This window comes from Streptomyces sp. NPDC007983, from assembly GCF_042958345.1.
Lineage (GTDB): Bacteria > Actinomycetota > Actinomycetes > Streptomycetales > Streptomycetaceae > Streptomyces.
The window spans coordinates 178,818-200,966 of record NZ_JBIBJI010000013.1; the positions used below are offsets into that span (position 1 = coordinate 178,818).

The following is a 22,149-nucleotide window of genomic DNA, read 5'->3' on the forward strand; positions in this document are numbered from 1 at the left end:
AGGCTGTGGACGTCGCCAGACGGTCAAGCCGAGCGGAGAGCAAGCAGTGGCAGAGCGCAAGCCGATCGAGTCATGGCTTACCGACATGGACGGGGTGCTGATGCACGAGGGCATACCGGTGCCCGGGGCAGACGCCTTCATCAAGCGGCTGCGCGAGTCCGGCAGGCCGTTCCTCGTGCTCACCAACAATTCGATCTACACCCCGCGCGATCTGCACGCCCGTCTGTCCCGCATCGGCCTCGACGTCCCCGTCGACAACATCTGGACGTCGGCGCTGGCCACCGGCCAGTTCCTGGACGAGCAGCGCCCCGGCGGCACCGCGTATGTGATCGGCGAGGCGGGTCTGACCACGGCCCTGCACGACATCGGCTACGTCCTGACCGACGTCGAGCCGGACTACGTCGTGCTCGGCGAGACCCGTACGTACAGCTTCGAGGCGCTGACCAAGGCGATCCGCCTGATCAACGACGGCGCCCGGTTCATCGCGACCAACCCCGACGAGACCGGTCCCTCGGCCGAGGGCGCGCTGCCCGCAACGGGCTCGGTCGCGGCGCTGATCACCAAGGCGACGGGCCAGGAGCCGTACTTCGTCGGCAAGCCGAACCCGCTGATGATGCGCGCCGGGCTGAACGCGATCGGCGCGCACTCCGAGAGCAGCGCGATGATCGGCGACCGGATGGACACGGACGTGCGGGCCGGTCTGGAGGCGGGCATGGAGACGTTCCTCGTGCTCACCGGGGTGACCCAGGCCGACCAGGTCGACCGCTTCCCGTACCGCCCGTCCACCGTCGTGAACTCGATCGCGGACCTCGTGGAACGCGTCGTCTGAGCAGCCGCCTGAGCGGCCGCCTGAGCACCCATCTGAGCACCCATATGGAGCAGGGCCGGGTCCGCAGCGGATGCGGGGCCCGGTCGGGCGCGTGAGCCTCGTGATGTCAGGAGGTTCACGATGCGCATCGCCACCCTCACGCTCTGTACGGCCGCTCTCTGTCTCATCGCCGCAGGTCCTGCGCTCGCCGACCGGCGTCATGACGGCACCGCCACGATCCGGGTCAGCCCGCTGGCCATCGCGCCCGGCAGCGAGGTGGAGGTACGGGCGTTCGGCTGTCAGGGCACGGTGGCGACGGCCACGTCGCCGGTGTTCGTCAGCGACGCCGAGCTGACGCCCGACGGCGACGGGCTGTTCAGCGAGGCGACGATCCGTTCGACGGCGACCCAGGGCGCGCATCGGGTCGCCGTGGACTGTGGCGGCGCGGAACCGGGCGCCGGGAGGGTGTCGGTCGCCGTGGAGCGCCCGCCCTCGCCCGTCGCGCCCGTGCACGCGGGCGGCGGCGGTGCGCCGCGGCCCGCGCCCGGCAGCGAGGACCGGGCGCCACGGGACGACGTCGGCGGCGCGGAGGCGTACGGCCTGGTGCTGTCCGGCGGTACGGCGGTGGTCGTCGCGGGGCTCGCGGTACGGCGGCGTCGGCAGCGGGTGGGTGGCGATGTCTGAGACGCGCTTCGCGGGGGCCGGACGGCTGGCCATGGGCCTGGCCTGGGTGGCGCTGCTGCTCGGGCTGTGGATGTGGGGCCGGGACATCACCGACGGTACGGGCGCCCCGGCGCCGATGACGGGGGACGCGGCCGCGGTCGGCCGTCCCCCGGCCCATCCGCTGCCGGAGGCGCACGCCCCGCTCGCGGCCGCCCGGCCGCAACGGGTCGACATCGCGGCGGCCGGGGTCCACGCCCCGGTCCTCGGCGCGGGCCTGGACCGCAAGGGGGCGGTGAAGCCGCCGCCGTTCAGCCGCGCGGACTCCGTCGCCTGGTACCGGGGCGGGCCCGAGCCGGGCACGGTGGGGGCGGCGCTGCTGGTCGGCCATGTCGACACCCGGTCCAAGCCCGCGGTCTTCCACCGGCTGAGCGACCTCCGGCGCGGCGAGACGGTCCGGGTCGCGCGGTCGGACGGTTCGACGGCGGAGTTCACGGTGGAGGACGTGTCGATGGTGACCGCCAAGCGGTTCGACCCGCGCCGGGTGTACGGGGCGCGCAGCGGGGGCCGGGCGGAGCTGCGGCTGATCACGTGCGGCGGGCGGTTCGACCGGAAGACGCGGACGTACTCGGCGAACGTGGTGGTGTCGGCGTATCTGACGGGCACGAGGCGGCCTCCGAGCCACAGCACGCCCGGGAACGCAGGGAACGCGGGGAACGCGGGGAACGCGGGGTGATGCCCGCCCGTTCAGGTGTCGGGGGACGCGACGGGCGGGAGGCGTAGCTGTATGGGCGGTTGGCTGCCGTACCTGATCTTCGTCGGCGTGCTGGCCGCCGTCATGGGCTTCTTCGCGTGGCTGGCGGTCCTGGCCCGCCGCCGGGGCGTCGCGGGCTCGGCGATCCGCGCGGCCGTGGCGGCACATGACCAGGCGTGGCAGGTGTCGGGCTATCAGTCCCACCTGGAGATCAGGGCACAAGCGGAACGTAAAGCGCCGATCGAGTCCCCCGACCGCCCGTGGCGTCCGGCCGGCCGCGGTCTGGGCTCGCCGCGCCCGGCGGCCCGCGCTCCCCGCCGCGGCCGTCTGCGCCGGGGCCTGCGCCGCCGCTTCCGGCGCGGGAGAGCGTAGAACGCCGTGCGAATCGCGCCGGACGGGCGAAAACCCGCCCCCGGTTGACGATGCGGACCCGGGCGGCCGGAGCCCTGTGCAAGGATGGATTCGACCGGCTTGTCCCACCCGGGGGCCCACTCGTCCTCCCCCGGAGCGTGCACCCAAGGGGGAGTGGATGTACGGCAGTTACACCGGCCGTCGGCACACTGTTGCCCGTCACCACGACCGTAAGCGGAATCTCCGGCGCAACGGCGTGGCGGCCGCCGGAGCGCTGCTGTCGCTCGCGACGCTCACCGGCTGCTTCGGCGCCTCCGAGGGCCCCAAGAAGAACGACCACGCGGCCTTGCCGGTCCATCAGAAGCAGCGCCCCAAGGCCACCGTCCCCTACTGGGTCAATCCCGACGGCAGCGCCGCGCGGCAGGTCGCCGCGTACCGCAAGAAGGGCGCGAAGGACGACGCCCAGCTGGTACAGAAGATCGCCGAGCAGCCGGTCGCGGAGTGGCTGGGGGTGGACGACCCGGAGGGGCAGGCGCGCGGCTTCACCGAGGCCGCCAGGCACGCGGACCGTAACGCGTTACTGGTCTTCTACAACATCCCGCACCGCGACTGCGGCCAGTACTCCAAGGGCGGCGCGGCGGACGGCGCCGCCTACCGGGCGTGGCTGGACAAGGCCGTCCGGGGCATCGGGGACCGCCCGGCCACGGTGATCCTGGAGCCGGACGCGCTGCCGCATGTGGCGGACGGCTGCACGCCGAAGAAGTTCCTCGAGGAGCGGTACGACCTGCTCACCGGCGCCGTCGACAAGCTCAAGGGGCTGCCCCGCACCAAGGTCTACCTGGACGCCGGAAACCCGCACTGGATCAAGGACCCGCGGGCGATCGCCGGGCCGCTCAAGCGCGCCGGGATCGCCAAGGCGGACGGCTTCGCGCTCAATATCTCCAACTACCAGACCACCGTGGAGAACAGGGCCTACGGCAGGAGGCTGTCGGCGATGGTCGGCGGCAAGCCCTTCGTGATCGACACCAGCCGCAACGGCAACGGCCCGGCCCCCGGTAAGGACGACCCGGAGGCCTGGTGCAACCCGAAGGGCCGGGCGCTGGGCGAGCCGCCGACGGTCCACACCGGCGACAAGAGCGTCGACGCCTATCTGTGGATCAAGCGTCCGGGCGAGTCGGACGGCCCCTGCAAGGGCGGCCCCAAGGCGGGCCAGTGGTGGCCGCGGTACGCGCTCGATCTCGCCCGGAACGCCGAATAGCCGCTGATCAGCGCCGGGAGGCGGCCTTGGGCGCCGCGGGCACCTTCACCCACACCGCCTTCGACGGCGTGCCCTGGCCGTCGACCGCGTTCAGCATGTAGTAGCCCGGCGGCACCAGCGACGGGTCCTTCGGCAGGGTCACCGTGATGCCGTCCTTCGTCCGCTTGAAGTCGAGCGCGATCGACCGCTGCTCGACATTGGTCACATGGGTGAAGGAGCTGGGCCGGATCAGCCGCATCTTCTTGACCGCCGAGGCGTGCGCGGTCTTGTACGTGGCCGTCGCGCCCAGCTTGACCGTCCTCGGCCCGCCCTCGTCGGCCAGCTTCGGCCGTGCGTCCCGGTACAGATACGGCGGCGTGTAGAGGTCGATCTGCTGCTGGAACTCGCCCGGCTTGGTGTTCGCCTTGTCGCTGAACAGCGAGTCGGAGCCGAAGGTCATGACCCGCCCGTCCGGCAGCAGCAGCGCACCCGAGTGGTAGTTGCGCCCGACCAGCGGATCGGCGACGCCGCGCGTGCGGTTGGTCTTCGGGTCGTACAGCTCGGCCTTCAGCACATTGGTGTCGCCGCGCCCCCGGTAGTCGCCGGAGCCGTTGGTGGTCAGGATCGTGTCGTCGGGCAGGATGACGCTGCTCGGATAGCGCACCTTCTCGTACAGATCCGGTCCGTCCTTGAACCGCGGCTGATCGTCCTTCAGGTCGACGATCCGGGTCCCGGCGGTGGACCGGGTGGACTCGCCGACCCCGCCGCCGCCCAGCACCATGAACCGCTGGTCCTGCGCCGGCGGCAGCATGACCGACATCGACGTCTCCAGCAGCTTCGGGTCGCTGATGCCCGGCACCACCGTGAACTTGTTGCTCTTCAGATTCCAGATCCCCGGGGTGCGGCCCTTGTCGTCCGGACCGTATCCGGCATTCGACCCGGTGTAGAAGATCCGGCCCTTCTCGGTGAGGAAGAGCGCGGGGTAGGTGGGGAAGAAGCGCTGCTTCTTCAGGCGCTTCCACTTCTTCGTCTTCGGGTTGTAGATCTCGTTCTTGCCCGGCACGACCTGGCCGATTTCATCGAGCCCGGACACGGCCAGCACCCGTCCGTCCTTGAGGGTCGTCATGGTCGGATACCAGCGGGCCTCGTTCATGGGGTCCACGGTGATGTACCGCTCCGACTCCGGGTCGAATTCGTAGGCCTGTTTGATGCCCTGGAAGTCCTTCTTGTCGAACGACAGCTTCTGCGCGATGCCGTAGAAGTTCTGCCGGTCCTTGCCCTTCAGCCCGGCGATCCGGTAATTGTCCTCGGTCCCGGTCTGGTACTTCTTCCCCTTACGGCGCGCCTCGACGTAGACCCGCGCCGTGCTGGCGGTGACGGTGACCTTTCCGGTCTTGGCGTTCGTCTTCTTCTTCGCGCGCGGGACGAGGACCGGGTCCTTGGACTCGAAGGTCTTTCCGTTCTCCTTGCCCGTGAAGCGGGTCCCGGGCGGGAAGGTCTTCGGCTTGTCCGGGTCCTCGTTGTGGACGAACATCAGCCCGCCCGCCTTCTCGACGTCGCCCTTGAGCTTCTCGTACCGCTGTGTACCGCCCGCCACCAGCAGCTTTCCGTCCGGGAGCTGGGTGTGCCCGGAGCAGAAGAGGTCCTGGGGCGTGGGGATGTTCCGGTAGGTGTTCTTCTCGGGGTCCCACAGCACGGTGCGGAAGGACTTGGCGTCGAAGTTCTTGGCGTTGTTCCCGGAACCGGCGACCAGCAGCACCTTTCCGGTGTGCAGCAGGGCGGCGTGGATCGTATTGATCCGATATTCCTCCGGGACGTTCACGACGTCCCAGTGGCCGTTCTCGGCCATGTACTCCGGTTGGTTGATCTTGTAATCGTGATACTGCGCGGAGCTGAATCGGTAGAGCGCCGGTCCGTTCATTCCGGCCAGCACGGTCACGGCCGCCGCACCGATTCCGAAGCGGCGGGTGCGGCGACTCGGTCGGTACTTCACGTCTTATCGTCCCCCAAGAGCGGGCTGCGTTGTCCGTTTCTCCTGGCGGACGGTCCACCGCCAGGCGATGATCGGGGCGGCTGTGATAGCCAGGGCGAGTGATGCCCAAACGGTCATCGCTGGATGACTGTGGCCGAAGTAGAAGGAAGAGGCGAGCGACCCGCCGAAGACCATCAGGAAGAAAAGATGGATCCGGAACGTACCGAAGAGGGTGTCGGGGCTCGACGAGTCGCCCTTGGGGGTGACGACGAAGCGGCTCTTGCGGCGCAGTACGGCATCCATCAGGGAGCGCGCGTAAATCGGTGCGGACATCGCGGACATCACCATTCCGGCCACGCCGCCCGACCCTTCCGGCTCATGCGGGGAAACGTTGTGCCGCCGGTTCCAGACGTAGAGCCCGATCTGCAGCGCGGAGGCGTTGCCGTACAGCATCATCCAAATGGCGGGGTCGATCTGGATGCCGGACGCCCCGAACCCGAGGAACAGCGCGCAGCTGATCCCGGCGAGGATCCAGTTCAGCGCCGACATCGGATAGAAGATCACCATCAGGGTGTAGTTGAAGAGCTTCCCCACCGGCAGCGAGAACGGCGCCTTCCAGAACTGCTTGAGGATCGTCTCGTACGTGCCGCGCGACCAGCGCAGCTGCTGGGTGAAGAAGTCCGTCCAGGCGTTCGGCCCCTCGCCCACCGCGAGCACGTCCGGGGTGTAGACCGAGCCCCACTTCCGCCCGGTGGAAGGGTTGCGGTGCCGGTGCAGCTCGAAGCCGGTGGCCATGTCCTCGGTGATCGAGTCGTACAGCCCGCCGATGCTCTTGATGGCGCTGATCCGCACCGCGTTGTTGGTGCCGACGAACATCGGCGCGCGGTACGCGTTCCCGGCCCGCTGGATCAGCGCGTGGAACAGGAACTGCTGGCTCTCGGCGGCCTTGGTGACCGCCGCGTCGTAATTCCCGTACACCTGCGGACCGACCACGAAGGCGATGTCCGGATCGCGGAAGTAGCCGAGCATCCGTTCCAGATAGTTCGGCAGCGGGACGTGATCGGTGTCGACCGAGGCGAAGAAGTCGTACGCGTCGCCGTGGGCGTCCAGCCAGGCGTTGTAGTTGCCGTGCTTGGTCTTCGCCCGGTACGGGCCCGTGGCCTGGTTCCACTTCTCGACGCCCTTCCGGGTGAAGTGGCGCACGCCCAGGCGCGCGCAGATCTCTCGCACCTCAAGGTCGTCCCCCTCGTCCAGCAGCCAGACGTCCAGCTCCCCCCGGTGCCGTACCCTGACCGCCGCCTGAAGCGTCTTCGTCACCATCTCGATCGGCTCCTTGCCGGGCACGAACGTGGTGATGAAGGCGACCTTGGTGCCGGCCTCGGGCACGACCGGGACCGGATCGCGGGCCACGAGCGTCGCGTGCGCGTTGGACGCGACGTTCATCGTGCGGAACAGCTCGATCAGCCCGATCGAGACCAGCATGACGGTGTCCAGCACCGCCATGGCCGGGCTGGTGCGGGTGCGGTCGGTCCAGTGCGCGGGCTGGATCAGCCACACCAGCAGCCCCAGCGACACCAGCGGCGCCGCCCCCAGCAGCAGCGCGGCGCGGATGCGGTGCGGCTCGTCCGCCAGCAGGCTGCGGTACCGCACGCGGTAGGCGGTTGCTGGGTCGGGCTGGGTCAGCGGGCCCGCGAGCCTGCTGTAGTGCTCGTAGTCGTACTTCGGCAGCGGCCGCCGGTGGTTCTTCGGCGCGGTCGGATGCTGTCGCGGGATGCGTAAGCGGGTCGTGGTGGACGAGTCGTACGAGTGCTGCCGGGCGCCTCTCGGCGTCGACGTCATGAGTTATTCCCCCCGCACGCGGGCTGGCTGCGTGTCGTCACGTATCTCTGGCCGGCACGACCCCCCACGGCCGTACGGGCACGATAGTGGAGGCGATCACTCCGTCGAATGGAATCGAATACGGAATGGTCGCCTTCGGATTGCGAGCACAGTGTGCCGGACCTCTTCCGTCCGGTAACCCCCCGGCGCACGCCAACACCCCGTGCTACTAGGCGTGTTGGTGTGTGGTGCACCCAGATCAGGGTCCCGAAGGCGCCCGCGTGATCACAAGGCGAAAGGCGCCCCTATTCGGACAAAGGCGCGCAATGGGGGGTCGTCGCGGTCGGTCGCGAAAACGGCTTATTCGTGATGCGGCGAACGCAGTCTGTTGCGAATGTTGCAGAAGTGGTCGCGAATCGCCTCTTCGGCGCGTAGGGCGTCGCCGGAGCGCACGGATTCCAGAATCCGCCGGTGCTGGGCCAGGGTCACGTGGGGGTCGGTCGGTACGTCGACCAGGTCCGTACGCACCCGGTGGAACGCGTCCCAGAACGCCTCCAGCACCTCGCTGAGCAGCGTATTGTCCAGGCTCCCGTACAGCGCGGCGTGAAAGGCGCGATCCGTCTCCGCGTGCACGGCCCCTTCGGCCGCCTCCGCCTCCATGCGCCGCACGATGGCGTCCAGCGTCGTGAGGTCGTCCGCCGGTATCCGCCCGGCCAGCCGGGCGATCAGCCCCGTCTCCACGGCCTCCCGCAGCTCCAGCAACTGCAGCAGGCTGTCCTCGCCCCGGTAGTGACCGGCGACGGTGCGGAAGATCAGCCCTTCGATCATGGGCGCCATCGACATGGGCCCCACGTACGTCCCGAAGCCGTGCCGGATCTCCACGATCCCCATGGCCTGGAGCGCCTTCAGCGCCTCGCGCACGGAGTTACGGCTGACTCCGAGTAGCTCCATCAGCTCCGTCTCGGTGGGCAACGGGGCCCCGGAGGGGAGCCGCCGGTCGACGATGAGCCGTTTGATGCGCTCCTGGATGTCGCCCGCCATCCCGCCCCGCGCCTGCGCCGCCACCGCCACCTCCGATTTCGGTCAGCTTAGCGGCAGCGGCGCCGGGTGTTCCCTCAGAGCTGCGCGGTGAATGCGGCCCAGGCGGTGTGGGAAACCGTCAGCCGGCCGAGCTGGGTGTCCTTGGAGTCGCGGACGTGGACGGCGTCGGGCTGTACGGCCACCTCGACGCAGTTGTCGCCGGAGCTTCCGCTGTAGCTGCTCTTGAACCATTCGAGTTCAGGGGTCGTCATAGGGCTCCTCGCATCTGCTTCAGCAGGCTCATCGTGGCTTCGTGACCGAGCGCCTGCGAGCGCAGCTTGCCATAGCGTTGGAGCATCGCGCTCACGTCCTTCGGGTTGGTGATGAGCACGCTGGACTGCTGGCCCTCGGAGTATCCCAGCCACTCGTGATGAGCAGTCTCCGCGAGATACATGAGACCGTCGATACCCGCGTGGGTCTCCCGACGTAGCGGCATCACCTGGATCTCCACGTTCCGGCGGTCCATCTGCTCCAGCAGATGTTCCAGGAGGCACCGGGTCACATCGGAACCGCCCATGTTCCTCTCCAATAGGGCCTGTTCGATCACGAAGCTGAACGCCGTGTTCGGCCTCTCGGTCAGGAGACGCTGGCGTTCCAGGCGGGCGGCCACCTGCTTCTCGATCTGCTCTTCGGAGAGCGGCGGCAGTCTCTGCTCGAAGGCGGTCCTGATGTACGGCTCCGGCTGGAGCAGTCCGGGGATCGCCCGGCACTCGTAGGTGTACAGCGACACGGCCTCTTCCTCGATGCCCGCCCACGGGCGGAACCAGGCGGCCAATCCGGCCTTCCGGATCAGGCTGCGGTAAGCCGCCCCGAGGACCCGCGCGGCCAGCGCACCCAACACCTCTTCCGTCCGCGGGACGAGTTCCTTCGGGGGGAAGCGCCTGCCCTGCTCGATCTTGGCGACGTACGTCACCGAGTACCGCACGCGCGGCGCGAACTGCTCCTGCGTCAACCCCCCTTCGTCCCGCAGTGCCTTAAGCACCGCGCCAAAGGTCTTGAGGCTGTCCGAGACTTCGGGTTCGCTGTTGTCTGCTCCCATATGGCTATCGTCACGCGCGGTGACCGCCCCAGTCCAGCGAGTCAACTGGTACAGCGGAAACTGGGTGGGTGTCATACCTGGCCGGAGCCCCGCCCGCGCCGCAACGCTTCCGCCCATGACCGCACCACAGGGCCAAGTCCCCGTCACCGTACGTACGTTCGCACAGCGATTCTCCGCCACCCGACGAGGGGCTCGGCTCGCCCGGCTGCTGGCCGTACATCAGCTCACCGACTGGGGGCTCACCCCCGGTACCGGCGCACACGACGCCACCGTCCTCGTCGTCGCCGAGCTGGCGGCCAACGCCGTCCTCCACGGCCGCGTCCCGGGACGGGACTTCGCCCTGCTGCTGCGGTACGACCACGAGACGGGCCGCCTGGAGATCGAGGTGTCGGACACCCATGACCGTCAGCCCACCCCCAAGACCCCCACCTCCGACGACGAACAGGGCCGTGGCCTGCTCCTGGTCGAGGAACTGGCCGACCGCTGGGGTGTCAAGGAGCGCCGGGGCCCGGGCAAGACCGTCTGGGCGCACGTACTGGCAGCCCCGAGGTGACGGGGCGGGCGCGTCCGCTCGTGCTAGCGGGGATCGGTGGCGCGCTCATAATCCCGTCGCAGGGCGGCTGGGACCAGGCGGAGGCGGTCGTTGGGAAGCGGGTGACCGTTGGCGGCGGCCCAGGCGTGGACGGCGTCGAAGTCGGGGGCCGGGGCGCCTTTGACCGCGTACGCGGGAAGGCGGTCCTCGGTGAAGACGGTCCGCGGCAAGGAGAGGGCGAAGCGTTCCTCGACGACGGCCAGAGCCCGGCGGTCACGGGCGACGTAATCCACGGACTCGTCCTCGTCCTCGTCCGAGTCCGCCGGGTAGGTGTCCCCGTCGGGGTTGAGGATGCCGGCGGCGACGAGGTCGGGCAGCAGCAGGTCGGGCTCCTTGCCCCATCGGATGCTCTCCTCGCCCAAGCCGAAGCCGCAGACCTCCTGGCCGTCGCGAGCGTAGAAGAAGATGGTGGGCGGGTGTACCGGGTTGTGCGAGTAGTGGACGGCTTCCACGCCGTCGCGGGAGACCTCCGCCAGGCGATGAAGCCCGGTGGGGTCGCCGTATTCGATGGCGAACGACCATCCCGCGTGCTCGCCGACCCGGGCTATCGCGTCACCGCTCGTGAGCGGCCGGTAGAAGTCCAGGTCCAGGTCGGGCACCTCGGCGTCGGTGATCGGCTCGGTCACCGCCCCATGCGGAGCACCCATCCGTAACGCCAACTCCTCCGGGTCGATCCCGCGCGCGAAGACCACATCCACCATCCAGGCCGTACCCGTGTTCCCGCCCGTCAGCCACTGAATACCGTCACCCATGACGCCCTCCCCAGACCGCAATCCGTGTGTTCGTGCCGAGCCTAGAAGGCGCCACCGACACACCAGGCCGACGGCGTCCGGCCAAGCCCGTCTGGGCGCACGTCAGCTCACGGCGCGGCTAGACAGCGCCGTGGCTCGCCTGCCGCTGCGCGCGGAGCATCCGCTCCCGGAACGCCACCGCGCGGTCGTCCCGGTATTCGGCGATGAGCCCTATGGCCTCGTCCCAGTGCGCGACGGCTTGTGACGGATGGTCCTCTTGGGTCGCCCGGGCGAGCCCATCCAGCGCGACGGCCGCGTGCCACGTCTCCCCGAGCGCGTGGTGCGCCTCCACCGCCATCCGGTGAAACGGCTCGGCGTCCGCCGGTCTCCCCATCGCCTGGTACGTCTCGCCCACCCCGTGCCACCCCATCGCCTCCCGCGAGGTGTCCCCCAGCCTTCGGTGCAATGCCGCCGACCGCTGCCCCGCTTCCAACGCCTCCCCGAACCTCCCCAGGGCACGCAGGGCATCGGCCTGAGCGAGCAGCCAATAGCCTTCGACGGTGGTGTTGCGCAGTTCGAGTGCGATGTCGACGGCCTCGTCCGCCGCGCGCAGCGCCTCCAGCGGTTCGCCACGGTCGAGGTGGACGGCGCTGAGGATGCGCAGCGCGTTGCCGATGCTGCGCTTGTTTCCGGCCTCACGATGGAACGCGAGCGCCCGCCGCGCGTCGTGGGCTGCTTCATCGAGACGCCCGGCCTGGAGGCGGGACGTAGCCAGGTTCGAGAGGGCCACATAGGAGTCGAGATTCTCCTTCTCCGCGACACGCACCGCCGCCACGACGTTGGCCTGTTCCCGCTCCGCCCAGTCCACCGCCTGGTCATAGTCGGAGAACTCCGGGACATCGGTGTTCGGAGGCGGCTGGTCGAGTCCGAGACGCTTGTGATTGGGCCATAGCAACTCCTGCGCCGCGTCGGCGGCGTACACGTACCAGTCGAGGAGGCGGCGGAGAGCGGCCAGTCGGGCGGGTGGCGGCTCGTCGATTTTGGCCTGCTCGGCGGCGTAGGCGCGGAGCAGATCGTGGAACTCGCAGCGATCAGGGGCGGTCTGCTCCAGCAAATGGGCGCCGACGAGGACGTCGAGCAACTGTCGCGTACGACGAACGGGCAGCGCCGACAGGGCCCTGGCCGCTCCCAGCCCGAAGTCCGGCCCGGGGTGCAGCCCGAGAAGCCGGAACAGGCGTGCCGCGTCGGAAGAGAGCGCCCGATAGGACCAGGCGAAGACCGTCCGCACTGCGTCCGCCTCCGCTTCATCACCCGTGCTCAGCGCGTCCCAGAGAGCGGACTCGTCCCGGAGGTCTTCGATCAGCTCATCGATCCCCATGTGGGGGTGAGTGGCCGCCCGCTCGGCGGCGATCCGCAGGGCGAGCGGCAACCGGGCGCACAGCTGGGCGAGTTCGGCAAGCTTCCGGCTGTCGTCCGCCGGTCGGTATCCGGCGGTCACCGCGCGCAGCAGCGCGACCGCCTCCGTCTCCGGGAGTGTTCCAAGGGTGATCCGCTCGGCCCCGTCACGTATGGACAGCCCGGACAGTCGGCCGCGGCTGGTCACGACGACCAGGCAGCGGGAGTTGCCCGGCAGCAGCGGCCGGACCTGCGCGACGGTGGCCGCGTTGTCGAGCAGCACGAGCATCCGGCGGCCGGACAGCATCGAGCGGTAGAGGGCCGCTGCCGCCTCCTGGTCGGCCGGGATCGCCGCGGCGGGTGTGCCGAGCGCGGTCAGGAAGCGGTGCAGCGCCTCGTGCGCGGCGACCGGCTCGCCGGGATCGTAGCCGCGCAGGTTGACGTACAGCTGCCCGTCGGGGAACCAGCTCTTGGCCTGGTGCGCCCAGCGCAGCGCGAGCGATGTCTTGCCCGCGCCGGCGGTACCGGCGATGACGCAGACGGAGACGATGAGCGGATCGTTGGCTCCGTCACCCGGGAGGATCGCGTCAAGCCGCTCAAGCGCGTCTGTGCGGTCCACGAAGTTCCTGATGTCTCCGGGTAGCTGACGGGGTGGACCTGCGGGGGAGCGGGCGGTGGGGTCCGCCGATCGGTCGCGGGCGTGGAAATGGATGCCGCCGCTGACATCGCGCGCCCTGCACGACGTCATGTGCCGTGCCGGACAGCTCCGAGTGCGTGCCGGGGTTCTCCTCCCGGTCGGTTCCGCCGTCGATCGCCTACCCCCGCATCAGTTCGTGCGGAGGGAAGGAGTCCGTGTGGCGCTCCACATACGCGACGACGTCCTCGCCCCCGGCGTACAGGTCGGAAATGAAGGTCCCCCATGGGCCGACCAGTTCCGGATCGCTGTGCCGCACGGCGCCGTCCGGCGCCCCCTCGTCGGTGTAGACCACCTCGTACAGCACCCGCGTCCCCAGCACCACGACCTCCGGCAGGATCGCCCGCTGCTCGAACTCCCGCACGTGGTTGGCCTGAACGACACGGATCGGTTTGCCGCACTCGGCCTGCACCCGCAGAGAGAGCAGCTCCCAGCGCACGTACGGGGTGAAGGGCTGCTCCACGACCCGGACCCGGTGGAAGGCGCTACCGCGTTCGCGGTCCTTCCGGACACTCTCCAGGAATCGGGGACGCCTCTTTTCGAACTGACGCATCACCTCGGCCCAGTCACCGCGGCGCAGGGCGTCCCGCCCGGGGTGGTTCTGCTCCTCGAAGTGCTGCTGACGCTCAAGCTTCCAGGAATCCTGGCCGAGCGTGCGGGCCCTGACCTCCGCGAAATCGCGGTGGTATTCCTCCAGATCGAGCCGTGCGCCGAGTGTGCGGTCGAGTGTCGGAGCGGGGCTAGGCATCCGGGATGTCCTGTTTCGCGGCGGACAGCATGATGCCGGGAATCACTACGAGGCGCTCGTCGTGGCCGATCCGGACACCGGAGGGCAGATGGTCGGTGTAGGCGGTCGTCAGGTCCCGTCCGATCACGGCGATGTCGCCGTTTTCCAGTTGCCAGATGTCAGGGCAGTCCTCGTCATCGTCCGACTTGTGTAACTCCTGCGCGGTCTTGCCCAGCCGCCGGGCGAATAACGCGGACGGATCGGCTTCCCAGGCACGGTTCATCACTGCCTCCACTTGACCTGGCCACGGGCGCGGTCGTCACCCAGTGTAGTGGCGCCGGTACGCGGAACAAGGGTGTCGAGGAGCGCCGGGGCACTGGGCAAGACCGTCTGGACGCACGTCAGCTCACGGTGTGAGGAGCCGGGCCTCCGTCCGTAAGTGCCGCGGCCGTGGCGCGCGCGAACGCTTCCGGGTTGTCCAGCATGATGTTGTGCCCGCAGTCGGGGATCGCGACGACGGACACCCCGGCTTCGGTGAGGGCGTCGGTGCCCGGAAGCGGACCGTCGGCCTCGGGCAGGAGGTAGGTGCGGGGGATCTTCAGGTCCAGCAGCAGCTCACGCATGGTCGGAACGGTGCCACCGGTGAGATGGGTCGCGCTGCGATGCAGGGCCTCCCGCCCGGCCAGGCGCATCGTGGACCACCAGTGGGGGCCGACCCGGTCGCGGACCTCTCGCCAGCCGTCCGCCAGGAACTCCTGCTCGGAATAGGCGGCGATGCCGCTGCTGCCGCCCGAGGAAGGTATGCGCGGGATCGGGTCGAGGTTGGCGTCGACCAGTACCAGCCGGGAGACCAGATGGGGGTGCCGGGCTGCCAGGACGATGGCCACCGAGCCGCCCATGCTGTGCGCGATCAGCTCCGCGTTGGTGACCCCCGCGCAGGTCAGGGCGGTGGCGAGCGCGTCGGCGTGGGACTCCAGGGTGTAGTCGAAGTTCGTCGGCCGATCGCTGATGCCGTGGCCCAGGAGGTCGATCAGGAGGGAACGGTGACCGGCGAGCAGGGGATGGACCGCGGTGGGGGTGAAGTAGGCGGGTGACGTGGCGCCCAGCCCGTGCACGTAGACGCGTGGCGGTTCCTGCCCCGGCAGCTCGACCCAACGGATCTGGTCGCCCTCGGGCGTCACGGCGGCGTTGCGCACAGTCTGCTCCCCTGCAGGTCGGTGGAGGGACGAGCGTAGCCACCCGCGCCCGCGTGGACGGCCTACCTCGGTGTCCCGGTCAGCCGGGCGACGTGAAGGCAGCTTTCGATGAAGTCCCGGGCCGCGCCCGGTGTGACGGTGTCGGCTTGGTGCACGGCCCGGTTGCGGAGGGTGCGCAGCCGGTTGACGACCACGACGATGTCGGGCGGCAGGTCGTTCGGCAGCGTGGTGAGCAGCGCGTTCCACGCCGTGATGATGGCTCCGACGGGGGACGCGTCGGCTATGGTCCGGGCTTCCTGGAGCTGTTCGTGCCAGTGCGGTGGTGCCTCGAACGCGGCCGCCCGCGGTTGTGGGGGGAGGGGCCACGGGTCCTCGAGCGGCGGGGGCGGCGGCCCCTGCGGGAACCCTGGCGGCGGTGCCTGTGGCTGGGGTTGTGGCGCTGCCGGTGCGGGTGCCGGTGCGGGTGCGGGTGCCGGTGCCGGGGGCTCCTCGCGTGCGGAGGGGCCGAGCCCTTCCTCCACAGGCTCCCCGGCCGCCCCGGCGTACGGCGGCCAGGGCTGGGGACGTGGCGCAGGCACGCCTTGGGCGTAGGGCCCCATCGGCGCGTCGGCGATGGCGGCCTCTTCCGCCCGGGCCAGTACGTCCCGTACCTGCGCCTCGAACTCGATCGCGCCCGCCGGCGTCTCCAGGCGGGTCATCCGCGAAAACGCCTCGCGGATGTGGCTGCGCAAGCCCCAGACCAGACCCACCGTCACCAAGGGCCAGACCAGGGCCTCTATGTACTTCAGGACGAGTTCGGCGATCTCCACCCAGGCATGATCGCAGGTTCCATGTCCTGCGTGCCGATGACGGAGAGGAGTTCGAGCTGGGAGGCGCCCTCGGTGCCGGGTGGGGCGGTGAACCACAGGAGGCGCTGGCAGCCGTCCTCGCTGAACAGGCTGTGGCAGTCCACTTCGATGACGCCGAGCGCGGGGTGGACGATGCGTTTGTGGTCGGTCCGCCGGAGGGCGACGTCGTGGGTGGCCCAGAGAGCCGCGAACTCCTCGCTGCGGCGCCGTAGTTCGGCCACCAGCCGGGTCACCGTGGTGTCACCGCCGCGCCGGGCGGCGACGGCCTGGAGGTCGGCGACGAAGACCCGGGAGTGGTGGGGGTGGTCCTCGGCCGGGTAGACGGCGCGGGCGCCGGGGTCGGTGAACCAGCGGTGGACCAGACTCGCCGCCGGGCCGCGCACCGCCGGGGCCGGGCCGACGAGCGCGGCGGCCAGTGGGTTCTGGACGAGGGTTTCGTGCAGGTCGGTGATGACCTGGGCGGGGGTGGTGGTGAGCCGGTCCAGCAGGCCGAGCAGGGCGGGCTGGACGTGCGCGGCCGGTCCGTGGGCGGCGGGGGGAACGCGGCGGTCGGCGAGGTGGAACAAGTGGTCGCGCGCGTCGCCGTTCAACCGCAGCGCCCGGGCGAGGGCGGCCAGCACCTGGGTCGAGGGCTGGGCACCGCGTCCGCGTTCCAGCTCCGTGTAGTAGTCCGCGGAGAGCCCGGCCAGCTGGGCGACCTCCTCGCGCCGCAGGCCGGGCACCCGGCGCCGCGGGCCGGTGGGCAGCCCGACATCGGCCGGGCGGATCCGGTCGCGCCGGGACTTCAGGAATGCGGCGAGCTCCGAGTGGTTCACACCGCTCATCGTCGCGCGTACCGGTGGGCTGAGCCAGGGGACGGCAACCCCTGGGTGGGGACAGCCCTGGCTGGCGCGGGATCACCGGCCCAGGCTGGAGACGCGAGCCGGTGCTGCCGATGGAGACGTCAGCGCCCGGCGCCACGATCCGCGCGTCGCCGCACCCGATCCGCCTTCTCAGGAGCGTCCATGTCACCCGAAACCACCGCGAAGAGCCGCGTCGCCATCGTCACCGGAGGCTCACGTGGCATCGGCCGCGCGACGGTGAGTCGGCTGGCCGCCGACGGATGCGCCGTCGTCGTCGGCTACGCGGGCAACCGCGATGCGGCCGAGGCCGCCGTCGAGGAGATCACCGCGGCGGGTGGCCGGGCGGTCGCGGTGCGGGCGGACGTCGCCGACGAGCAGCAGATGGCCGCGCTGTTCGCCACGGCCGAGTCCGAGTTCGGCGGCGTCGACGTCGTCGTACACGCGGCCGGGCGGATGCACCTGGCGCCGCTCGCCGAGTTGGACCTGGCGGAGCTGGACGCGGTCCACCGCACCAACATCCGCGGGACCTTCGTGGTCGCCCAGCAGGCCGCCCGGACGATGCGCGACGGCGGCGCCGTCGTCACCTTCTCCACGTCCGTGGTGGGCCTGGCCTTCCCCGGTTACGGCGCCTACAGCGCGAGCAAGGGCGCGGTCGAGGCTCTGACGCTGATCCTCGCGCGCGAGATGCGCGGCCGGAACATCACCGTCAACGCCGTCGCGCCCGGCCCCACCGCCACCGACCTGTTCATGGAGGGCAAGGAAGAGGAAACCATCGCCCGCCTGGCCGCGCAGCCACCGCTGGAACGCCTCGGCACTCCCGCGGACATCGCCGAGGTGGTGGCCTTCCTGGCCTCGCCGGCCGGCCACTGGGTCAACGGCCAGATCATCCGGGCCAACGGCGGCATCGTCTGACCGCCGGCAGCTGTCCCTAACTCACATCAGAAGGAGAACCACCATGCCTTTCGCCAACTTCAAGGTCCCCGCCGGAACCCTCGACGAGAAGCAGAAGGAGAAGATCATCACGCGCACGACCGAGCTGTACGCCGAGATCTACGGCGAACGGGCCCGGGCCAACACCGTGGTCCTGGTCGAGGAGGTCACCGACGGCGGCTGGGGCTTCGGCGGCAACGTCCTGACCCTCGCCAAGCTCCAGCAGACACCCGAGGGCTGACGGCCCTCCCACGCCCACTGCTTGGTGGCCCTCCAGGGGCGGGTGCGTCAACTGGGCGGCGCGTCGGGGGAATTCGGGCCGTCGCGCACCACCGTGCGCCCGTGACTCGGTCTTGGTCTCCGTCGGGGGATGCGGGAGATTCGTCCGGGCGGTCAATTCAGACGCTCGCGCATCTTTCATCCAGGAGGGGAACATGTCACCCATTCGCACCTTTGTTGCCGCGGTCATCATCGCCGGTGTTCTCGCGGGAGCCGGTACGGGCGCCGCGCTGGCCGCGCCGGCGGCCAGCCATTTCGATGACGGCAGCTTCGAAACGCCCCGGGTGGCGGCCAGCACGTTCGTGAACGTGGGAACGGGAGGGACCATCGGGCCGTGGAAGGTCACCGGGGGGAACGTCGACCTGATCGGGGCCGGGTTCTGGCAGGCGGCCGAGGGTGACCAGTCCGTCGACCTCAACGGGGGCAACGCGGGCACGGTGAGCCAGACCTTCACCACGGTGCCGGGCAAGAGGTACACGGTGACGTATTCGCTCGCCGGTAACCCGGCCGGCGGTCCGGCCGTGAGGACCGGAAAGGTCCTGGTCGACGGCCAGAACTTCCAGGACTTCACCTTCGACGTCACCGGCAAGACGACCACGAACATGGGCTATGTGACCCACGAGGTGTCCTTCGTGGCCACCGGCGCCACCACGACGCTGGCCTTCGCCAGCACGGTGTCCGGCGCCTACGGTCCGGTCATCGACGACGTGTCGGTCCGCCACTGCGAGCCGTGCCCCTCCTGCGGCTGATCGCCATCCGCGGCTGTACGAACGCCCCGGCGCCCTGCGCGCGCCGGGGCGTTCGTGCGCTTCGCACCGCCGGAAAATCACCGGCACCGCCGCTGACACCCATGAGAAGATCCGTCGCATCGTGGGGTGGGCCGGGCCGTGGAGGGCGATGATGTACGCGATATCCCTGGGGGACGACGGCGCGGAGCTGCGTCCGCTCGAACCGTGGCAGGCCGAGGAGTTCCTGGCACACATGGAGCGGGGACGGGAGCTCATCGGACAGCACGTCGGGCTGGCCGACGTCGTCACGGACCTGGCGTCGAGCCGGACGTTCCTCGAGGCGTACGCGAAGAAGACCGCGACGGACACCGGGCGGATCTACGGCATCTGGGTGGACGCCAAGCTGGTCGGCGGGGTCCTGTTCCGGACGATGGACATCGCGCAGGGGACGGCCGAGGCGGGCTGCTGGCTGGAGCCGTCGGCGGTGGGCCGGGGGCTGGTGACCAGGGCCTGCCGCGTGATCATCGACTGGGCGGTCGAGGAGCGGGGCATCCACCGCGTGGAGTGGCACGTCTCGGCGGCGAACGACCCCAGCATCGCCGTCGCCCGGCGGCTCGGGATGACGAAGGACGGCGTGCTGCGGGAGAGCTTCCTGTACCGGGGGAAGCGGGCGGACATGGAGATCTGGTCGGTGCTCGCCCCGGAGTGGCGGGCGGCCCGGCGGGCGGCCTGACCGTCGGCAGCGCCGGAGTCCGCGTCGTCGCGCAGGGGGAGCGGTCGTCGCGCAGGGGGGGGAGCACCCGCCGCGAAAACACGACTGGGGTTTCCCGGACGAGCCAGGAAACCCCAGGTCAGTGGCGTAAAGCCAGGTGCGCCGCCAGGGACTCGAACCCCGGACCCGCTGATTAAGAGTCAGCTGCTCTAACCAACTGAGCTAGCGGCGCCTGCTGACGACGGAATCCTACCGGACCTCGGAGCGTGGTCCGAACCAGCCTGTTGGCTTGGTATGGACATGACCAGACAGCCTGGCTACGCTCCCCTTGGTCTAGACCGCATCGCACGGCTCGCAGAAGCACTCCCCACGTCTTCAGGAGCGAAGCATGCGCAAGAAGATCCGCGCCGCCGTCGTCGGCATCGGGCTCGCGGCGGTCACCGTCCTCGCGACCGGCGGCAGTGCCACCAGTCACGGCTACACCGACTCACCGATCAGCCGGCAGAAGCTGTGCGCCGCCGGGACCGTCGCCAACTGTGGCGAGATCCAGTACGAGCCGCAGAGCGTGGAAGGGCCCAAGGGGTTCCCGTCGGGCGGGCCCGCGGACGGGACGATCTGCGCGGGCGGCAACAGCCGGTTCGCCCAGCTCGACGATCCGCGCGGTGGGGCGTGGCCCGCGACCAGGCTGACCGCCGGGAAGAGCTACACCTTCAACTGGCGGTTCACGGCCTCGCACGCCACCACGGACTTCAAGTACTACATCACCAAGAACGGCTGGAATCCGAGCACCAAGGTGACCCGCTCCAGCCTCCAGTCCCAGCCCTTCCTGACCGTGCCGTACAACGGGCAGCGGCCGCCGTCCACGCTCTCGCACTCGGGGACGATCCCGAGCGGGATGACCGGGCGGCATGTGATCCTCGCCGTCTGGACCATCGCGGACACCGGGAACGCGTTCTACGCGTGCTCGGACGTGCAGTTCTGACGGCACGCGCCGCTACGGACAGGGCCGCCCGGCCGTGAGGCCGGGCGGCCGTTCCATCGGCTTACGTCACGCGTCGAACGTGCCCGCCTTCGCACCCCGCAGGAAGGCGGCGAGCGTCGCCGGGGCCGTGGTCAGGACCACGCCCGGGTCGTCGCTCTCCCGGATCAGGAGCCGTCCGCCGCTGGCGGCGATCTCCACGCACTGGCCCTCGCCCACGGAGTACGAGGACTTGCGCCAGCGCGGACGGTGCCGGCTCCCGGCGAACGGTGCAGAGGTACATGAGGTGTTCATGTGTGGGGCCCTCTTTCTCATACGAGATCTGCGATGAGGCCCTTCGTCGCATCCGGTGACAGCGCGCTGTCGGCGATGCGGCCGAAGGCGTCGACGAAAACGTTGACGTCGTCGACTCCTTCGACGTACGTGGGGCCCCGCAGGTTCTCCTGGGAGACCACATCCGGCATCGGACCGGGGAAGCCCACGAGTGTGAACGCGCCGGCGTCCCCCGGGTTGGGCGCCGCGTCGATCGGCATCACCTGGAGCGTCACCGTCGGCCAGTCCGCGACGTCCAGCAGCCGGCGCAGCTGCTCGGCCATGATGGCCGGGCGGTCGGCGAACCGGCGGCGCAGCGCCGTCTCGTGGATGACGGCCCACAGCTTGAGCGGGGTTTCCGGGCGGGTGAGCACGGCCTGGCGGGCGAGCCGCACCTCGGCCAGGGCGCTCACCTCGGCCGCGCTGCGGGCCCGGGCGTTCGCGGCGATCGTCTCGCGCGCGTATTCGGACGTCTGGAGCAGCCCGGGGATGACCAGCGGGGCGTAGTCGCGGACGGAGTCGGCGTCCGACTCCAGCGATATGTAGTCGGCGTAGGCGGGCGCGACGACGCCGCGGTACGTCTGCCACCAGCCGCGCTTGCCCGCGTCCTTGGCCAGCCCCTCCAGTGCGATCCGGATGTCGCGGTCGGTGACCTCGTACGCCCGCAGCAGGATCTCGACCTCGGTGGTGCGGATGGTCGCGTTGGCGTTCTCGATGCGCGAGAGCTTGGGTGCGGTCCAGTGGCGGGCACCCGGGGAACCGTTCGCGGTCGCGTTGAGCGCTTCGGCGGCCGCGTCCAGTGTCATCCCCGCTTCGGTGCGCAGCTTCCGCAGAGTCGACCCCAGACGCCTGCGCCGTACGGTGGGCACTGGCTGGTAGGACATGCCGTCAGTCTGGCCTATCGCCAACTGAGGCGACCAGGCGGCATATGCCAGTCTCGAGTCAATGGGTCGAAACATTGCGAGTGACACTCCCGATGGGCCAGGATCGCTCTTGCGAGACGGCGGCAGTGCGCTGCGCATTGGAGGGGCCCCGGACCATATGGCAGACAACATCCCGCAGCGGTACGAGCTTCGCCTCCGTGTCCACCCGCAGGAACTCGCCGAGGTGCGCCGCGCCGTCGGTGCCCGGCTGCGTCTGTGGGGGCGCGATGCGCTGATCACGCCCGCGGCGATGTGCGTCACCGAACTGCTGTCCAACGTCCACAAGCACGCGGCCTCGCCCGACTGCGTACTGACGCTCGAGAACCGCCCGTACGGGATATGCGCCGCCGTCTCCGACTCCGAGCCCGCACTGCCGGTGGTCAAGGAGCCGGACTTCCTCTCGGAGTGCGGGCGCGGGATGTTCCTGCTCAGCAAGACCGCCGATGAGTGGGGTACGGATCTTCACGGCGACGGCAAGACCGTCTGGTTCACGCTGCGTGCCGAAACGGTGGATCCGTGACCGTCGGCGCCGCTAGCGTGGA

General features: G+C 70.0%; 26 protein-coding genes and 1 tRNA gene. 12 read left to right on the plus strand and 15 right to left on the minus strand.

What is annotated here, in order from left to right; genetic code table 11:
• Positions 1 to 46 precede the first annotated feature (46 nt).
• The 5 genes from ACFZCY_RS32240 to ACFZCY_RS32260 all read left to right on the plus strand — a co-directional run bounded on the left by ACFZCY_RS32240 (position 47) and on the right by ACFZCY_RS32260 (position 3,831).
• On the plus strand, positions 47 to 829 hold the full coding sequence (locus tag ACFZCY_RS32240; protein ID WP_055555290.1) for an HAD-IIA family hydrolase: 783 nt from the start codon (positions 47 to 49) through the stop codon (positions 827 to 829).
• A gap of 120 nt (positions 830 to 949) precedes the next feature.
• The gene (locus ACFZCY_RS32245; RefSeq protein WP_391181164.1) at positions 950 to 1,492 is read left to right on the plus strand and encodes a hypothetical protein; all 543 of its coding nucleotides are present in this window, start codon (positions 950 to 952) and stop codon (positions 1,490 to 1,492) included.
• Complete coding sequence (locus tag ACFZCY_RS32250; RefSeq protein ID WP_391181167.1) at positions 1,485 to 2,204, plus strand: class F sortase; 720 nt, start codon at positions 1,485 to 1,487, stop codon at positions 2,202 to 2,204. The genes ACFZCY_RS32245 and ACFZCY_RS32250 overlap by 8 nt, the downstream gene beginning before the upstream one ends.
• A gap of 51 nt (positions 2,205 to 2,255) precedes the next feature.
• Entirely contained in the window at positions 2,256 to 2,594 is a 339-nt protein-coding gene (locus ACFZCY_RS32255; protein WP_391181170.1) for a hypothetical protein, read from the plus strand.
• A 157-nt stretch (positions 2,595 to 2,751) separates the two neighbouring features.
• Positions 2,752 to 3,831: a glycoside hydrolase family 6 protein gene (locus tag ACFZCY_RS32260; protein WP_391181173.1), complete on the plus strand. Its 1,080-nt coding sequence runs from the start codon at positions 2,752 to 2,754 to the stop codon at positions 3,829 to 3,831.
• Between the two features lie 7 nt (positions 3,832 to 3,838).
• Here ACFZCY_RS32260 and ACFZCY_RS32265 read toward each other — a convergent pair whose 3' ends face one another.
• The 5 genes from ACFZCY_RS32265 to ACFZCY_RS32285 form a co-directional block, all read right to left on the minus strand.
• Complete coding sequence (locus ACFZCY_RS32265; RefSeq protein ID WP_391181176.1) at positions 3,839 to 5,803, minus strand: galactose oxidase-like domain-containing protein; 1,965 nt, start codon at positions 5,801 to 5,803, stop codon at positions 3,839 to 3,841.
• A 3-nt stretch (positions 5,804 to 5,806) separates the two neighbouring features.
• On the minus strand, positions 5,807 to 7,621 hold the full coding sequence (locus ACFZCY_RS32270) for a glycosyltransferase family 2 protein (protein ID WP_391181180.1): 1,815 nt from the start codon (positions 7,619 to 7,621) through the stop codon (positions 5,807 to 5,809).
• A 339-nt stretch (positions 7,622 to 7,960) separates the two neighbouring features.
• On the minus strand, positions 7,961 to 8,641 hold the full coding sequence (locus tag ACFZCY_RS32275) for an FCD domain-containing protein (protein WP_391181330.1): 681 nt from the start codon (positions 8,639 to 8,641) through the stop codon (positions 7,961 to 7,963).
• A gap of 74 nt (positions 8,642 to 8,715) precedes the next feature.
• The gene (locus ACFZCY_RS32280; RefSeq protein WP_391181183.1) at positions 8,716 to 8,892 is read right to left on the minus strand and encodes a DUF397 domain-containing protein; all 177 of its coding nucleotides are present in this window, start codon (positions 8,890 to 8,892) and stop codon (positions 8,716 to 8,718) included.
• Positions 8,889 to 9,719, minus strand: a complete 831-nt coding sequence (locus ACFZCY_RS32285; RefSeq protein ID WP_391181185.1) for a Scr1 family TA system antitoxin-like transcriptional regulator — start codon at positions 9,717 to 9,719, stop codon at positions 8,889 to 8,891. Before ACFZCY_RS32285 ends, ACFZCY_RS32280 begins: the two co-directional genes overlap by 4 nt.
• Before the next feature lie 115 nt (positions 9,720 to 9,834).
• On the opposite strand from ACFZCY_RS32285, the gene ACFZCY_RS32290 reads away from it, so the two are divergent.
• Positions 9,835 to 10,272, plus strand: a complete 438-nt coding sequence (locus ACFZCY_RS32290) for an ATP-binding protein (RefSeq protein ID WP_391181188.1) — start codon at positions 9,835 to 9,837, stop codon at positions 10,270 to 10,272.
• Positions 10,273 to 10,295: 23 nt separating this feature from the next.
• On the opposite strand, the gene ACFZCY_RS32295 is transcribed toward ACFZCY_RS32290, so the two are convergent.
• The 7 genes from ACFZCY_RS32295 to ACFZCY_RS32325 form a co-directional block, all read right to left on the minus strand.
• Positions 10,296 to 11,063 (minus strand): DUF6461 domain-containing protein, encoded by a 768-nt coding sequence (locus ACFZCY_RS32295; protein WP_391181191.1) that lies wholly within the window; start codon positions 11,061 to 11,063, stop codon positions 10,296 to 10,298.
• Between the two features lie 118 nt (positions 11,064 to 11,181).
• Complete coding sequence (locus ACFZCY_RS32300) at positions 11,182 to 13,056, minus strand: tetratricopeptide repeat protein (protein WP_391181193.1); 1,875 nt, start codon at positions 13,054 to 13,056, stop codon at positions 11,182 to 11,184.
• A gap of 196 nt (positions 13,057 to 13,252) precedes the next feature.
• Entirely contained in the window at positions 13,253 to 13,879 is a 627-nt protein-coding gene (locus ACFZCY_RS32305) for a DUF6879 family protein (RefSeq protein ID WP_391181196.1), read from the minus strand.
• A complete protein-coding gene (locus ACFZCY_RS32310) occupies positions 13,872 to 14,141 on the minus strand; it encodes a hypothetical protein (RefSeq protein WP_391181198.1) in 270 nt (89 codons plus the stop codon). The genes ACFZCY_RS32305 and ACFZCY_RS32310 overlap by 8 nt, the downstream gene beginning before the upstream one ends.
• A 118-nt stretch (positions 14,142 to 14,259) precedes the next feature.
• Entirely contained in the window at positions 14,260 to 15,054 is a 795-nt protein-coding gene (locus tag ACFZCY_RS32315) for an alpha/beta fold hydrolase (protein WP_391181199.1), read from the minus strand.
• A gap of 62 nt (positions 15,055 to 15,116) precedes the next feature.
• The gene (locus ACFZCY_RS32320; protein ID WP_391181202.1) at positions 15,117 to 15,863 is read right to left on the minus strand and encodes a hypothetical protein; all 747 of its coding nucleotides are present in this window, start codon (positions 15,861 to 15,863) and stop codon (positions 15,117 to 15,119) included.
• Complete coding sequence (locus ACFZCY_RS32325) at positions 15,839 to 16,717, minus strand: helix-turn-helix domain-containing protein (RefSeq protein ID WP_391181204.1); 879 nt, start codon at positions 16,715 to 16,717, stop codon at positions 15,839 to 15,841. The genes ACFZCY_RS32320 and ACFZCY_RS32325 overlap by 25 nt, the downstream gene beginning before the upstream one ends.
• Positions 16,718 to 16,906: 189 nt before the next feature.
• Here ACFZCY_RS32325 and ACFZCY_RS32330 point away from each other — a divergent pair, with 189 nt between their 5' ends.
• From ACFZCY_RS32330 to ACFZCY_RS32345, 4 genes are all read left to right on the plus strand, one after another.
• Complete coding sequence (locus tag ACFZCY_RS32330) at positions 16,907 to 17,656, plus strand: SDR family oxidoreductase (protein WP_391181207.1); 750 nt, start codon at positions 16,907 to 16,909, stop codon at positions 17,654 to 17,656.
• A gap of 43 nt (positions 17,657 to 17,699) precedes the next feature.
• On the plus strand, positions 17,700 to 17,915 hold the full coding sequence (locus ACFZCY_RS32335) for a tautomerase family protein (protein WP_391181210.1): 216 nt from the start codon (positions 17,700 to 17,702) through the stop codon (positions 17,913 to 17,915).
• Between the two features lie 193 nt (positions 17,916 to 18,108).
• Positions 18,109 to 18,702: a choice-of-anchor C family protein gene (locus ACFZCY_RS32340; protein ID WP_391181213.1), complete on the plus strand. Its 594-nt coding sequence runs from the start codon at positions 18,109 to 18,111 to the stop codon at positions 18,700 to 18,702.
• Between the two features lie 151 nt (positions 18,703 to 18,853).
• Entirely contained in the window at positions 18,854 to 19,414 is a 561-nt protein-coding gene (locus ACFZCY_RS32345; RefSeq protein WP_391181216.1) for a GNAT family N-acetyltransferase, read from the plus strand.
• 137 nt (positions 19,415 to 19,551) lie between these two features.
• Here the strand turns inward: ACFZCY_RS32345 and ACFZCY_RS32350 are convergent.
• Positions 19,552 to 19,625 (minus strand) — tRNA-Lys (locus ACFZCY_RS32350).
• Positions 19,626 to 19,781: 156 nt separating this feature from the next.
• Between ACFZCY_RS32350 and ACFZCY_RS32355 the strand changes: the two genes are divergently transcribed.
• Complete coding sequence (locus tag ACFZCY_RS32355; protein WP_391181218.1) at positions 19,782 to 20,375, plus strand: lytic polysaccharide monooxygenase; 594 nt, start codon at positions 19,782 to 19,784, stop codon at positions 20,373 to 20,375.
• Positions 20,376 to 20,441: 66 nt separating this feature from the next.
• On the opposite strand, the gene ACFZCY_RS32360 is transcribed toward ACFZCY_RS32355, so the two are convergent.
• Together ACFZCY_RS32360 and ACFZCY_RS32365 are read right to left on the minus strand one after the other, a co-directional pair.
• Complete coding sequence (locus ACFZCY_RS32360) at positions 20,442 to 20,666, minus strand: DUF397 domain-containing protein (RefSeq protein WP_391181222.1); 225 nt, start codon at positions 20,664 to 20,666, stop codon at positions 20,442 to 20,444.
• Positions 20,667 to 20,683: 17 nt separating this feature from the next.
• Entirely contained in the window at positions 20,684 to 21,568 is an 885-nt protein-coding gene (locus tag ACFZCY_RS32365) for a Scr1 family TA system antitoxin-like transcriptional regulator (protein ID WP_391181225.1), read from the minus strand.
• A 157-nt stretch (positions 21,569 to 21,725) separates the two neighbouring features.
• Between ACFZCY_RS32365 and ACFZCY_RS32370 the strand changes: the two genes are divergently transcribed.
• Positions 21,726 to 22,127 carry an ATP-binding protein gene (locus ACFZCY_RS32370; RefSeq protein WP_391181227.1) on the plus strand — a complete coding sequence of 134 codons (402 nt, stop codon included), beginning with the start codon at positions 21,726 to 21,728 and terminating at the stop codon, positions 22,125 to 22,127.
• Positions 22,128 to 22,149: the final 22 nt, after the last annotated feature.